The organism is Natrarchaeobaculum aegyptiacum (assembly GCF_002156705.1).
Classification (GTDB): Archaea; Halobacteriota; Halobacteria; order Halobacteriales; family Natrialbaceae; genus Natrarchaeobaculum; species Natrarchaeobaculum aegyptiacum.
The window spans coordinates 1,853,869-1,867,829 of record NZ_CP019893.1 but is presented as its reverse complement, the minus strand read 5'-3'; the positions used below and the strand labels follow the sequence as shown (position 1 = coordinate 1,867,829).

Genomic DNA, 13,961 nt, shown 5'->3' with positions numbered 1-13,961 from the left:
GGTCTAGTCTCGCCCGCGAGGGTTTAATTGTACACGGCGTCGGGAGACCAGTAACCCTGAACAGGTCGACGGTCGTCGACCAGCCACCGATGCTGGCCGGATCAGAGGGTCACTCGAGCAAGAGCAGTTCCGGCGACTCGAGGTACTCCGCGAGTTCGTTCGTAAAGCGGGCGGCGACGGCGCCGTCGATCAGTCGGTGGTCGACCGACAGCGACAGCGGCAGGATCGAGCGGGGTTCGATCGACTCGGTTCCGTCGTCGGCGGTCACCACGCGGGGTTTCCGGGTGATCCGTCCGAGCGCGAGGATTCCGGCCTCGGGGTAGTTGAGGATCGGCGTGGCGTACTCGCCGCCGATGCCGCCGATGTTGGTGATCGTGAACGTCGAGCCCCGCAGTTCGTCCGGACTGATCGTCCGTTCGCGGGCTTTTTCGGCGAGTTCGTTCGTCTCCGAGGCCAGTTGCAGGAGACCTTTCTGGTCTGCGTCCTCGAGCACCGGCACCATCAGGCCCGCGTCGGTCGCCGTGGCGATGCCGACGTTGTAGTAGTCGCGATAGACGATCTCGTCGGCTTCGTCGTCGATGACGGCGTTCATCTCGGGGAATTCTTTCAGCGCGGCGACGGCCGCCTTCGTCACGAACGGGAGGTAGGTCAGTCGGATCCCCTGATCGGTGGCGCGTGACTCGAGGCGTTCGCGGGCCTCGACGAGCGCGGTCACGTCGACCTCGTCGTGGTGGGTGACGTGCGGGGCGGTGTACTTCGAATCGACCATCGACTCCGCGATGCGCTTGCGGACGCCCGTGAACGGTTCCCGTCGTTCTCGCTCGCCGGGTTCGAACGCCGCCCCCGTCCCACTCGGTTCGCCGGCCGCGACCGCCTCCCGGTCGGCCTCCTGTGCCCGCGTCTGCGCCGCGGCGTACTCCCGGACCGCCTCGGGCGTGACGAACGCCTCCCCGTCGCGTTCCTCGACTGCAGGCACGGCGTCGATGTCGACGCCTTCCTCCTCGGCGATCCGTCGGGTCGCCGGGGCCGCGAGCGTCCGGTCCCGGTCGGCCGACTCGCGATCGGTCGGCGTCGACGGTGCGTCCGCGGAGAGAGCCGGGCTCGAGTCCGCCGTCGATTCGTCGGCTGCTGTCTCGGCCGCGTCTGTCGTCGTGGTGGTCGCCCCGTCAGGGTCCGTCGGATCCGCCTCCGCGGTCGACGCGCTCGCCGCTGGCGCGTCACCAGTCGCAGCCAGCACGTCCGTCGTCGTGAGCCGGCCACCCGGGCCGCTCCCCTCGAGCGTCGAGAGGTCGACCCCCTCTTCTCGAGCGAGTTGGCGCACGCGCGGGGGCGCGAAGATTCGATCCTGAGGCGTGTCGACAGTCTCGGTGGTCGCACCCGTCGCGCCGGGGTCGCCAGCAGGGTCGCTCTCGACGTCGGCTTCACCGAGATCGTCGGCGTCGACGTCGATGTCGCCGTCTTCCTCGGCCTCTCCTGCGACGTCGAACGTCACGAACACCTCACCGACCGGGATCACGTCACCTTCCGCGTAGTGCAGTTCACGGACGGTGCCGTCGACGGGCGAGGGCACCTCCACGAGGGCCTTGTCGGTCTCGACTTCCGCGACCGGCTGGTCCTCGCTCACCTCGTCGCCCTCGGCGACCAGCCACGAGACCAGTTCCCCTTCGGCGACTCCCTCGCCGACGTCCGGCAGTTTGAATTCACGGACCATGTCAGAACGTCACCGCCTCGCGAATGCCGTCTTCGATGCGGGCCGCCTCGGGCAGGTAGTAGTCCTCGAGCGCGTACAGCGGGAACGGCGTGTCGAAGCCCGTGATGCGCGTCACCGGCGCTTCCTGGTAGAGCAACGCTTCCTCCTGAATGGTGGCGATGATCTCACCGGCCAGCCCACCGGTTTTGGGGGCCTCGTGGACGACCGCCGCCCGGCCAGTCTTCTCGAACGACTCGAGGATCGCCTCCTCGGGCAGCGGCGAGAGCGTCCGGAGGTCGACCACTTCGACGTCGATTTCGCCCGCGAGGTTCTCGGCGGCCTCGAGCGTCGGCCGGGTCATCGCTCCCCAGGTGAACACCGAGACGTCCTCGCCCTCGCGGCGGACGGCGGCCTCGCCGATCGGGACCTCGTAGGCGTCGGTCGGTACGTCCTCTCGGAAGGCCCGGTAGATGAGTTTCGGCTCGAGGAAGACGACGGGGTCGGGACTGCGGATCGCACTCGCCAGCAGTCCTTTCGCGTCGTAGGGCGTCGAGGGGACGACGACTTTCAGCCCGGGCTGGTGGACGAACATCGCCTCGGTCGACTCGGAGTGGTGCTCGGGCGCGCGGATGCCGCCGCCGTAGGGAGCGCGGATCACCAGCGGGCAGGTGAATCGGCCGCGCGATCGCGTCCGCAGGCGGGCGGCGTGGGAGACGATCTGGTCGAACGCAGGGTAGATGAAACCCATGAACTGGATCTCGGGGACGGGTCGCATCCCGTAGGCGGCCATCCCGATCGACGTGCCGACGATGGCCGACTCGGCGAGCGGGGTATCGATCACCCGGTCCTCGCCGAACTCCTCGTACAGTCCCTCCGTCGCGCGGAACACGCCGCCGTTCTCGCCGACGTCTTCCCCGAGGACGATCACGTCCTCGTCGCGGTGCATCTCGGTATAGAGGCCGTCGCGGACCGCTTCGACCAGCGTCCGCTGCTCGGTCGTCGCCGCGTCGGCCTGCGCGTCCGTGTCTGTCTCTGGTTCTGTCGCCATGTTATCCCTCCATGAGGTCGTCGTCACCGTGTCGGTCGCGGATGGTCTCGAGGTACTCGCGTTGTCGCCGTAATCGTTTGGGCATTCCCGCGTAGACGTGCGCGAAGATTTCCGCTGGCTCGGGTCGCGCCGTCGACTCTGCCATCTCGATCGCCTCGCCAACCTGTTCGTGGATTCGTTCTTCGATCGCGTCGACCCGTTCGTCGTCGAGGATGCCACGTGAACGAAGGTAGCTCTCGAGTCGCGGAATCGGGTCCTTTTGCTTCCAGCGATCGACCTCGTCGGCGTCGCGGTAGACCGACGGATCGTCCGCGGTCGTGTGAGCGCCAAATCGGTACTGGACGGCCTCGATGAGCGTCGGCCGGGTCGCGTACCCCATCGCATCGTCTTCGATCGCCGTCGGGTCTTTGGCCTTCTCGACTGCCTCGCGGGTGACCGTGTAGACCGCCAGTGGGTCCATGCCGTCGACCTGAACGCCCTCGAAGCCGTAGGCCCGTGCCTTCTGGGCGAGCGTCGCGCTCGCCGTCTGGCGTTCCCGCGGTACCGAGATCGCCCACTGGTTGTTGTTACAGAAGAAGACCGTCGGGGTGTCGAAGACGCCGGCGAAGTTGAGTCCCTCGTGGAAGTCACCCTCCGAGGTCGCGCCGTCGCCGAAGTAGCAGATAAACGCCTTCTGCTCACCCTTGAGCTTCGACGCCCATGCAGCACCCGTCGCGTGGGGAATCTGGGTCGCGATCGGCACTGCCACCGAGAACATGTTGACGTCCTCCGGAATCGCGTTCCCGCGCTCGTGGCCCATCCAGTACAGCAACGTTCGCTCGAGGCTCATCCCGCGGACCAGCCCGACGCCGTGCTCGCGGTAGCTCGGGAACACCCAGTCTTCGTCGTCGAGAGCGTGGGCGCTACCGATCTGGGCGGCTTCCTGGCCGGACAGCGGCGGGTACGTTCCCATCCGCCCCTGTCGCTGGAGGCTCACCGCTCGCTCGTCGAAGTGACGAACCAGACGCATCTGCTCGTACATCTCACGGAGGTCGTCCGGCGAGAGGTCCGGAACCTCGGCACCCTCCCTGACCCGGCCGGACTCGTCTAAGATCTGTACTCGCTCCCGGGGATCGCGCTGTAACGTACTCACGGGGAGACCCTCCGGCACATACCCACACAATATATCGCTCAGGATAAAGGATTTTCCCCGATATACGTTACTGTCTATGAGATTCTTGCCACACCAGTCCCCGTCTGTTCGACCTATCGGCGAAAAAGCGGTCACGTGTGCGGATGTGGCTGGCGACGTACTCGAGTGAGCAGCGATGTGACCGAGCGTTGCCCGATTGCGGGCGTTCGCCGCGTATTCACGGGTTCCGATAGAAACGTCGATACCGTACTCGTTCGGTCAGCGATCGAAATGAGCCGGGAAAATGCGTTGCCGCCGGTGTTAGTCAGCCGACGCTCGCGCTCGCTGGCGTGCCTCCTCCACACTCGAGCCCTCCCGGAGCAGTGCGTCGACGAACAGCTCGCCCGCCTTGTACGACGAGCGGACCATCGGCCCGCTGGCACAGTACAGGAACCCCAGTTCGTCCTCGGCGACGCGTCGCCACGTCTCGTACTTGTCCGGGTGGTCGTACCGTTTCACGTCGAGGTGGCTGTGGGATGGCTGGAGGTACTGACCGAGCGTGACGATGTCGACGCCGCGTTCGCGGCAGTCGGCGAGCGTCTGGTAGACCTCGTGGTCGTACTCGCCGTGGCCGAGCATGATCGAGGTCTTGGTGTGAATATCAGAGACCCGGTCGACGTACTCGAGCACCGAGAGACTCTGCTCGTAGCCTGCTCGGCGGTCGCGGACGGGAACCTGGAGGCGGGAGACGGTCTCGACGTTGTGAGCGATCACGTCCGGTTCGGCGTCGACGATCTGCTGGACCAGCTCTTCCTCGCCCTGGAAGTCGGGGATGAGGACCTCGACCAGAATGCCGGGGTGGCGCTTTTTGATCTCGCGGATGGTCTCGGCGAAGTGACCTGCTCCCTGATCGGGGAGGTCGTCCCGGTCGACGCTCGTCAGGACGACGTAATCGAGGCCGATTTCGGCGACCGCGCTCGCGACGTTCGCGGGCTCGTCCGGATCGAGCGGTTCCATTCCCCCGGTCTCGACGTCACAGAAGTTACAGCCCCGAGAACACCGATCGCCCATCAACATGAAGGTGGCCGTCCCGCCGGCGTCGTCGGTGCCGTCCGGTCCCGTCCCCGACGACCGGCTGCGCCCGGACCAGCACTCCCCGAGGTTCGGACAGTTCGCCTCCTCACAGACGGTGTGCAGGCCGTGGTCGCGCAGGGTCTCGCGGATGTCGGCGAACTCCCGGCCCGACGGCGGTCGCATCTTCAACCAGTCGGGCTTGCGCGCGCTGCTCATACTCGGGAGGTAGGCACCCACGGTCAAAAAGCGTCGCCATCGCGGTGGGATTCGACGACCCGGTGTCGGTCACCCGGAGACCGCCCCGAGCGGATTCGAGAACACTACCAAATGGGGTTTAGGGGAGTGAGTCGTGGATTATCGTACGAACGAGAGCGGCAAACTGTACCGGCTCGATATCGCCGAAGGGACGACACGTTCGCGACCGACCGAAATCAATCACGACGATCCACGAACTCGTCGACCGATTACCGAACAGCCACCGACACGTGTACCGACCGCTACCTGCCATAACCCGAGCTCGCCACCATCGCCACCGACACGAGCACCGGCAGCACCATCGACCTCGAGCGCCACGCGAGTGTCCGGGATCTGCCGGAGGTGAAAAGCGGCGATGACTGTGCAGTCGTCCGGCTACGCGACGGAAGTCGGACTCGAGAGGGCGACGACACTGTTCTGGACACCTACGGTCGACAGCTGGCTCTCACCGACGGCCGCGCCGGTGTTGGTCACGGTCATCCTGCTGGCGGCGGTCGGGACGACGGTCCTCTTTCTGGCCGGGGTTGTGGGGTACCGCCGCCGGCGAACGGTAAGACATGGGACGATCGCGGTCGTTCTCGGGTTGCTCGTCGTCAGATCGATCGTCGGTCTCGGGACGGTCTTCGGCGTCGTTCCCATGGTCGTCCACCACCTCGTCGAACACGGAATCGACGTTGTGATCGCCGGGTTGTTGTTGTACGTACTGTACACACACGGCTCGACGAGTTCGTCCCGACGCCCGGAACGTTCGTCCAGCCCGAAGTCGTCGGCAACAGCAGAGACATCGGCAACGTCGGCGACAACTCCGTCGACGGCCGCCCGCTCGAGACGGGATCAAGAACCGACTTCGAGGTTGAACGCGGAGTCGAGTACCCGTTCCGGCTCGAGCGGAGAGGAGTGACGACACCCGGCTGGCACCCGGAAAGCCGTCCGTACCGGCGGTAGTTTTACGCGAGAGGACGTGATACCCGCGTTCGATGGCCCTCGGCTCCACGCCCGACTGGTTTCACATCGGGGACGACGAGGAACTCGTCTGGGAGAGTCGCCCCCACCCGATCGAACTCGGGGCCGGCTTCCCGGTCGCCGTCGGTGTGATCGTCCTCGGACTCGGGGTGCTCGCCTGGGGGCTCGTCGAGAATGTCCTCGCGCTCACGCTCTTGGGCCTCGGGTTCACACTCGTCGCCGGCGGCTTCGCGTTCGTCCGCTACCTCTTCTGGACGAACACCCGCTACGTCATCACCTCGAGCGAACTGTACAAGAAACGGGGCGTGATCTCGCGGGACGTCACCCAGTTTCGGCTCTCGCGGGTCCAGAACACCAGCCTGAACCAGACGATGGTCGGTCGCGCACTGGGGTATGGCAACCTGACCGTCTACACCGCCGGCTCCGGTGATCCGGAGTTGACCTTCGAGCACGTCCCGCGCCCGGAACACGCCTCGAGCCTGCTGAGCGACCAGCTCGAGGCGGTCGCAGACGAAGACGTGACGGTCTGACGCAGGAAATCTGAGGCGGGTCAGCGTCTAACACCCACACGTTCGAACACAAAGCATATTATACCAAGTGTCATCGGCGGCGGTACAATGGCGCGATCACGATACGCATCCACGACGGGGGTCCCGACCGGCTCGAGCGTCGCAGCCAGTGCCGGACTCGGCGTCCTGGCGGCCATCGTCGGGGTGCTCACCACGTACGTACTGGTTCCAGCGGACGTCCGTTCGGCCGTCGGCGAAGACGTCGCCTCGTGGAAGGCAGTCGCGTGGTACTACTACAACGCTCACCTCGTCGAGATCGAAGTCAGTGGTGGTGCCGACTTCGGCGACTTCGGGAGCGTCAGCAGCGGCGGGACGATGGACCTGATCGCCCAGTCGGAGACCGCGCGCGTGAGCCTGCTGTATGTCGTGCCGCCACTGGTGCTGGTGCTCGTCGGTGCGGTCCTCGCGTACCACCTGGGGGCCACCAACGTCGGGGCCGCCGTCTCCGTTGGCGCACCCGTCACGCTCGGCTACGTGATCGTCATGGGCCTCGGCGCGGTCGTCGCGGAGACGACGTCGGAAGCCGAGTTCTTCGGAATCGAGGCCTCGGGCTCGATGGCACCCGAACTCGTCCCCGCGGTCGTCCTCGGGGGACTCCTCTACCCGCTCGTGTTCGCGACTGCAGGGGCAGTCGTCGTCGCAGTCCTCGTCCGAAAGTAAGCGTCGTCTCGTTTTTCCCGACCGGTTCCGACGATAAACGAGCAACAGAATTTGGCAGAAAGGTATAAGTCAAATCTCTTTGATAGGCTGAACACAGCTATGGCAGAAGCAACACCAACTGCAAGCGGTAGTGGGGACGAAGTCAATCCAATCGTATCCGCGATCCTTTCGTTTTTCATTCCAGGAGTCGGCAACCTCTACAACGGTGAAATGCAGCGAGGCGCAATCGTTCTCGTGGCATGGCTCGTCATCGGGGTCGGCTTCTGGTGGTTCTTCGTTCCAATCGTCGGAACGTTGACCCTCGGCCTCGGATTCCTGCTGTACCTCCTGTGGCCCTTCGTCCACATCGCAGCAGCGTACGACGGCTACAACCAGGCGAACAAGATCAACTCGGGCGAAATCACGGTCTGAGCGGCCTACACTGACCATCCACGATTTTCTTTGGCACAGCAGGAAAGCGACAGCGACGCCGAACGCCACGGCCACCGCGAAGGAAACGCCTTTGACCCGCCACTTCCCGTCTCTGAGTGATGGAGGTTGCCGAGGTTCTCCCCGACTTCGCAGACGCCTTCGCCTTCGAGGCGTTCAACCGGATGCAACGCGAGGCCCTGCCAGCCCTGCTCGAGCGAGAGGAAAACGTCGTCGCGAGCGCGCCGACGGCCTCGGGCAAGACGGCACTGGCCGAACTCGCGATCTGCAAGGCACTGGCCGACGGGGGGACGGCCCTGTTCATCGCGCCCCTGCGCGCGCTGACCAACGAGAAAGAAGACGACTGGGACCGCTTCGAGGAACTCGACTACTCGGTCTACGTCGTCACGGGCGAACGCGACCTCAACCCGCGGCGTGCTCGTCGGGCGGACATCCTCGTGATGACCCCGGAGAAACTCGACTCGGCGACGCGCAAGCACGATTCTCGACGCTACGACTTCGTCACCGACGTCGACGTCTGCGTCATCGACGAGGTCCACCTCCTCGACGCCGACCGCCGGGGATCGGTGCTCGAGGTGGCCATCTCCCGCCTGCGACGGCTCTGTGAGCCACGCATCGTGGCGCTGTCGGCGACGATGCCGAACGTCGACGACGTGGCCGCGTGGCTCGACGCTCCCGAGGAGACGACCTTCGAATTCGACGACGAGTACCGCCCGGTCGACCTCAACGCGGGCGTCAAGACGTACACCCACGGCGAGAACTCCTTTGCGGACAAGTACCGCCGTCTCTACCGGGCGATAGACCTCGCCGAACCACACCTCCGGGATGACGGCCAGGCACTCGTGTTCGTCGCCTCCCGGCAGGACACCGTCCGCGCGGCGACGAAGGCCAGAGACGAAATCGCCGAACGCGACGTCCCGATGGGCGTCCGCGGCGACTACGACTTCCACACCGAGGCCCAGAACCTCGAGAACGACACCCTCCGCCAGTCGGTCCTCGACGGCGTCGCGTTCCACCACGCGGGCCTCTCGAAGAACGACCGCGACCTCGTCGAGGAGTGGTTCAAGGCCGGCCACGTCGAACTCCTGTTCTCGACATCGACGCTCGCCTGGGGCGTCAACATGCCCGCCCGCTGCGTCGTCATCCGCGACACGAAACTCCACGATCCACTCGAGGGTGAGGTGGACATGAGTCCGCTCGACGTCCTCCAGATGCTCGGGCGCGCGGGGCGGCCGGGATACGACGACGTCGGCTACGGCTGGGTCGTCTGCGACGCCGCCGAGGCCGACAAGTACCGCCGCCTCCTCTCGGAGGGCAAAGAGATCGAGTCGCGACTGGCCGAGAGTCTCGAGACCCACCTCAACGCCGAGATCGCGATGGGGACGATCACCGATCTCGACGACGTGATGGACTGGCTCGAGACGACCTACTACTACGTCCGGGGCCAGTCGAAACCCGACCTGTACGACTTCCCGAACCTGCGCGAGCGCGTCCGGGACTGTCTCGAGGACCTGGTCGACCGCGGCTTCGTCGAACTCGGGCGGTCGGGTGACCTCTCGATCGAAGCAACCCCGCGTGGGGTCCTCGCCTCGAAGTACTACCTGCGCCTCGAGACGGCCGCGACGTTCGCAGAACTCGCCGATCGAGTGAGCGAAAGCGAGAGACAGCGCGGTGAGGGAACGACCCTCGAGACCGACGACGTCCTCGAGGCCGTCGCGACCGCCGAGGAGTTCGACTCGGTCTCGGCCAGACAGGACGAACGCGACGCCATCAGCGCGGTGCTGGTCGGCGTCGATACCGGCGACCTCGATGCGGGCGAACGGAAGGTGCTCGCCATCCTGCGCAGCGGGGCCGACGGCCGGCTTCCCGCGGAGTTGCGAAGCGACGCGTGGGTGATCCGCCAGAACGCGACCCGACTGCTCTCGGCGCTCGGTGCGTTTCTCGACCGACTCGCCGACCCCCACTCGGCGAACCTCGTTCGCCGGGTCGAAGCCCGCGTCGAGAACGGCGTCGCCGACGACGCCGTGGGCCTCACCGCCATCGACGGCGTCGGTCCCGGCCGAGCGAGTAAACTCGCGACCGAGGGCATCTCGAGCCCCGGTGACGTCGTCGACGCGGGAGTTTCGGGGCTCGTCGAGGCCGGGCTCTCGGAAGGCGTCGCCGAACGAGTCTCCGAAGCGGCCCAGTCACTCCCGGCGGTCGAGGTCGACTGGGGCGCGTTCCCCGAGACGGTCGCCTCCGGCGAGAGTGACGTTCGCGAGGTCGTGATCGAAAACGTCGGCGAGCCCGCGCGGGCCGGCGTTCGAGTGACGGTCAACGGCGTCGAGATGACCGCGACCAGCACCTACCTTCGGGACACGGAGACGGTTCCCGTGGGCGTTTTCGGTGCCGACGAAGACGGCCTCGAGTACACCGTCAGCGTGGCGTTCCCCGAGGAACCCCTGTTGCCGGTCGAACGGAGTCGAACCGTCGAAGTCCAGTAATCGTTGCTCACGACGTGTTCTCGAGAATCCGCTCGCGCAACTCCGCCGGCGAGTCAACGACGGCGCTCGGCACGCTCCAGCGCGAGGACATCGGTCGGATTCTCGTCACGGAATCGGACGGCTCGTTGGTCGGGCTGATATCGCGGACCGATTTCATGACAATCCTCGAGATCGACCCGATCCGCGACCATCTTGGTGCGTTCGATCGAAGGCTGATCCGCTGGGGTTGCCCGTCCGGCGGGCGAACACGGGCTACCCACACTCCGACGGCCTTGTAAGCGCGTCCAAGCGTTACCGTACTGATCAGCGTTCTCAGGCAGATTCGGACGTACTCAAGTACACTGTGAGCGTTTCCTTCCCCAGAATCCGCAGATTCCAGTCGAGGCGAATCGGGTGGTGGACATACGATGGACAGAATTAGGGTTTCAGATTCAGCACAAACCAGTTTGTTTTATGATTCAAATATCAGTTTTCATCTTCTGATTATAACTGAAATATTTTTATATTTCAGTCAAAGCATATTACTTGGAAATTCATGAGGAGAAGGCAATTATTGAAAAACACAACCATTGCCGGTAGCGTAGCCCTGACAGGACTTGCATCGAACGTCTCTGCGAATGACGATGGACATGCTGATCCGCAACTTGACCCCGGTGGCGGTGGCGGTGGTGAGACAATTCGAGAACGAGTCGATGATGATAATTTCGAAGTTCAAGGAGATGTAATCACACTGGCAACCAGTCTCGAAGTGTATGACCCCCGATGGGCACCATCCATTGAAAAATGGGAGGTTGACTACGCCTTTGGCAGCGTTGCGGTGACAGAAGATGCCGATACTGGTGGAGTTGTATCAGGTGATGTTTGGAGACAAACCCTTGAAATTTCTGGGTATGATGATGTTGGTGACTTCTATAGTAGAGATAATGAGGCTTGGTATGGGGCAACCTCACCCAATTCAGATGATATGTCTGATAATGATACTCTGACAAGTGTACTTAGCCTCGCAACCGCAAGGATTAATCCATTGATCGGAGCATCGTTCACTGCTGCAGGCCTCGCACAAGATTTTGCAGAATACATCGGAGACCTATCATGTTCAGGAGTGTGTGATGAGTGGCAACCACCCATTCCACAGGATGAACTCGGTGTGTATAGAGTATACCGACGACAAATCCCTGAGCAGACATCTGAAACAGTGGAGATGGAAAATGTCGCTTTCGGGGAAAGTGAGCGCGTAGCGATAACAGATATGTGGGTTGCAGTTGGTGTAGGTGATAGACCATCTGATGCGGAAACAGTAACAGAAGAGAACAAAGCCGAATACAATCTGAGTCCGATTGCTGAAGCGGAAATCGAAAGAGAAGGAGAGGTACATATTAGCCCGGACGCCGAAGTCTCAATCGAAACTGGAGCGATATATGACTCTCAAGCGAAAGAGGAAAGAAGACGCGAAATTATATCGGAAAATTATTAGCTGACTCAGAAGTAATGAGAAGTAGTGAGGACTATTTTTAGAAGATCAGTTCTTTGTAGTGGACTTATGAGTCTGTTCGCAGGGTGTACGCTGTCCTCTAGCAAGGCTATCGAACTTGGGACGATCGTGCTAGAAAACCCAACCGATGAACCACAGCGTATCGAACTCGAAGTGTTCGAAAACGGTACGAGAGTACACTCATCCATCCATGAATTAACAGAACCAGAAGGAGACGATACCACTTACAGTCTCCCTGATTGTGACTGGTCAGCAAGCCGAAATCAATATGAGATTAAAGCCCGCCGAGAAAATGGTGAATGGGTGTCATTTGATGTCCCACATATCGACCACGAAAATTGTGTGGCAGTCCGTATCATACCCTCACCCTCGTGGAGCAATGAAGATGTCGAATTTTCACCCCATCCATGTGACGAGATAGTCGATTCAATGATTTGTGAACGGTAAGCACACAGCCGTCGCTTGAATTTGTATCTTTTCGATGGTTCGCGATGGATTTAGTTAGCTCGGCTGACGCGCGTTCTTCCCACACCTGAACGGCGGTGTTGCGCTCGACTTTGCGGTCGGCGTCTTCGAAGTGTTGTTCCTCATGGACAGCTACGTCAGCGGAGAGTACAGAACGTGAGCGGTGGACTCGTACTGGCTCACCTCGGTCCAACACAATTGATACCCGCTCAGTCGGTCAGTTTCAGCACGGTCTCCCAAAGTCCGTCCGGTGCGTCGACGACGACATCCGCCGGCGAGCGGTCGATGTCGCCGTGGGCGTCGATCCGGTAGGCGACGACGGTCGCGTCGGCTCGAGCGCCGGCCTCGATGCCGTTTTCAGAATCCTCGACGACGACGCACGCTTCGATCGGGACGCCGACGACGTCGGCGGCGTGGGTGAAGACGTCCGGTTCTGGCTTGCTCGCCCCGTCGATATCGTCGGCGCTGACGACGTGGTCGAAAGAATCCTCGAGGTCGAAGCGCTCGAGTGCCCAGCCGATCCACTCGTGTGGCGACGAGGAGACGACCGCCGTGGGAACGTCGCGGGCCTCGAGTTCCGCGAGGAGGGCAGGAAGGCCGTCGAGGGCTTCGACGTGCTCGGTGTAGATCTCGTGGGCGGCCTCGGCGAACCGCTGCTCGAACTCCGCACGCGAGATGGCAGTGCCGTACTCGGCCTCGAGGTAGTCGTATATTTCGCGGTAGTTCATGCCGCTGGTCTCGGCGGCCTCGACCGATTCGTCGGGGACGGCCGCTGGGAAGATTTCCTCGCGCTGGAAGTCGACCCAGTAGTCCTCGCTGTCGACGAGGACGCCATCCATGTCGAACAGAACTGCGCTCATACGGAGCGGTGATACCGGGTCACGGGTAAAGACGTTGGCGACGGCAACTCCGCTGAGTCGGCAGATGGTCCACGGCTGGACACGGATAACGGCTGTATCTGTACAGCCACGACGCTACGGCGTCTGGGAGCGATGGATCAGTCGATGATCGACCCGATTTCGCCCCAGCTCGAGGTCGTGATCTACGGCTACTTCGTCGTCGTCGCGGGAATCGGTGGCTACCTCCACGTACGACTCTGGAAGGCGTGGCGACGAAACCGCCGCGGTGAGCGAGCCAGTCCGAACTGAGATCCGATCCGATCAGGTCCCTGCGGGCCCGGGCCCAACGCGAAACCGCCCTTACGGTGACCTGAAGATCCGGTAGGCACCCTGCCCGGTCGCCACTTCCTTGGTCTCCCCGTCGGGAGTCGTGCTCTCGACGGTGACCTCGCTGACGCCAACGCTGCCGCCCGCACGGATCACGTTCGAGGTCGCAGACAGGTCGCCTGTCGCCGGACGCAGGTAGTTGACGTTCAGGTTGATCGTCGCGATTCGGGCACCGAAGGGTTCCTCGAGCGTCGTCCGCAGCGAGAGGCCGCCGGCGGTGTCGATCAGCGTCGCGGCGATGCCGCCGTGGATGTCCGCCCGCTCGCCGTTCGCGTTCGGGCGCGTGTTCGTCAGTTTCTCGTCGTAGGGCACGTCGAGGGTCATCGTGCCCTCGTCGACGTTCTCGACGGTCGTGCCGATCCACGAGAGAAACTCGTGATTCTCCTCGATGAAGTACTGGAGCATCGACTCGATGTCGTCGAACGACGCGATCATCGACTCGAAGTCGTCGGTCATGGACGCCTTTCAGCCAGCGACTGCCTTGACCCCACCGTTT

Annotated in this window: 12 protein-coding genes and 1 pseudogene; 7 read left to right on the top strand and 6 right to left on the bottom strand. The window is 63.2% G+C overall.

Annotated elements, in window-relative coordinates:
* Positions 1–109: 109 nt before the first annotated feature.
* The 4 genes from B1756_RS09240 to lipA all read right to left on the bottom strand — a co-directional run bounded on the left by B1756_RS09240 (position 110) and on the right by lipA (position 5,139).
* Entirely contained in the window at positions 110–1,711 is a 1,602-nt protein-coding gene (locus B1756_RS09240; protein WP_086888278.1) for a dihydrolipoamide acetyltransferase family protein, read from the bottom strand.
* A 1-nt stretch (position 1,712) separates the two neighbouring features.
* Complete coding sequence (locus B1756_RS09235) at positions 1,713–2,738, bottom strand: alpha-ketoacid dehydrogenase subunit beta (protein WP_086888277.1); 1,026 nt, start codon at positions 2,736–2,738, stop codon at positions 1,713–1,715.
* Between the two features lies 1 nt (position 2,739).
* A complete protein-coding gene (gene pdhA / locus B1756_RS09230) occupies positions 2,740–3,870 on the bottom strand; it encodes a pyruvate dehydrogenase (acetyl-transferring) E1 component subunit alpha (RefSeq protein WP_086888276.1) in 1,131 nt (376 codons plus the stop codon).
* 300 nt (positions 3,871–4,170) lie between these two features.
* The gene (gene lipA / locus B1756_RS09225) at positions 4,171–5,139 is read right to left on the bottom strand and encodes a lipoyl synthase (protein ID WP_086890121.1); all 969 of its coding nucleotides are present in this window, start codon (positions 5,137–5,139) and stop codon (positions 4,171–4,173) included.
* 451 nt (positions 5,140–5,590) lie between these two features.
* On the opposite strand from lipA, the pseudogene B1756_RS09220 reads away from it, so the two are divergent.
* The 6 genes and pseudogenes from B1756_RS09220 to B1756_RS19200 form a co-directional block, all read left to right on the top strand.
* A pseudogene (locus B1756_RS09220) lies at positions 5,591–5,923 on the top strand (DUF7471 family protein); the annotation flags it as partial.
* A 232-nt stretch (positions 5,924–6,155) separates the two neighbouring features.
* A complete protein-coding gene (locus B1756_RS09215; protein WP_086888275.1) occupies positions 6,156–6,671 on the top strand; it encodes a PH domain-containing protein in 516 nt (171 codons plus the stop codon).
* Between the two features lie 87 nt (positions 6,672–6,758).
* Positions 6,759–7,370, top strand: a complete 612-nt coding sequence (locus B1756_RS09210; RefSeq protein WP_086888274.1) for a DUF7978 family protein — start codon at positions 6,759–6,761, stop codon at positions 7,368–7,370.
* Positions 7,371–7,469: 99 nt separating this feature from the next.
* Positions 7,470–7,781 carry a TM2 domain-containing protein gene (locus tag B1756_RS09205; RefSeq protein WP_086888273.1) on the top strand — a complete coding sequence of 104 codons (312 nt, stop codon included), beginning with the start codon at positions 7,470–7,472 and terminating at the stop codon, positions 7,779–7,781.
* Positions 7,782–7,900: 119 nt separating this feature from the next.
* Positions 7,901–10,282 (top strand): DEAD/DEAH box helicase, encoded by a 2,382-nt coding sequence (locus B1756_RS09200; protein WP_086888272.1) that lies wholly within the window; start codon positions 7,901–7,903, stop codon positions 10,280–10,282.
* 535 nt (positions 10,283–10,817) lie between these two features.
* Positions 10,818–11,756 carry a hypothetical protein gene (locus B1756_RS19200; protein WP_152031286.1) on the top strand — a complete coding sequence of 313 codons (939 nt, stop codon included), beginning with the start codon at positions 10,818–10,820 and terminating at the stop codon, positions 11,754–11,756.
* Between the two features lie 692 nt (positions 11,757–12,448).
* On the opposite strand, the gene B1756_RS09185 is transcribed toward B1756_RS19200, so the two are convergent.
* Positions 12,449–13,099 carry an HAD family hydrolase gene (locus tag B1756_RS09185; RefSeq protein WP_086888269.1) on the bottom strand — a complete coding sequence of 217 codons (651 nt, stop codon included), beginning with the start codon at positions 13,097–13,099 and terminating at the stop codon, positions 12,449–12,451.
* A 132-nt stretch (positions 13,100–13,231) separates the two neighbouring features.
* Between B1756_RS09185 and B1756_RS19385 the strand changes: the two genes are divergently transcribed.
* On the top strand, positions 13,232–13,387 hold the full coding sequence (locus B1756_RS19385) for a hypothetical protein (protein WP_161493164.1): 156 nt from the start codon (positions 13,232–13,234) through the stop codon (positions 13,385–13,387).
* Between the two features lie 51 nt (positions 13,388–13,438).
* Here the strand turns inward: B1756_RS19385 and B1756_RS09180 are convergent, their stop codons facing one another.
* A complete protein-coding gene (locus tag B1756_RS09180) occupies positions 13,439–13,921 on the bottom strand; it encodes a PaaI family thioesterase (RefSeq protein ID WP_086888268.1) in 483 nt (160 codons plus the stop codon).
* Between the last annotated feature and the right edge of the window lie 40 nt (positions 13,922–13,961).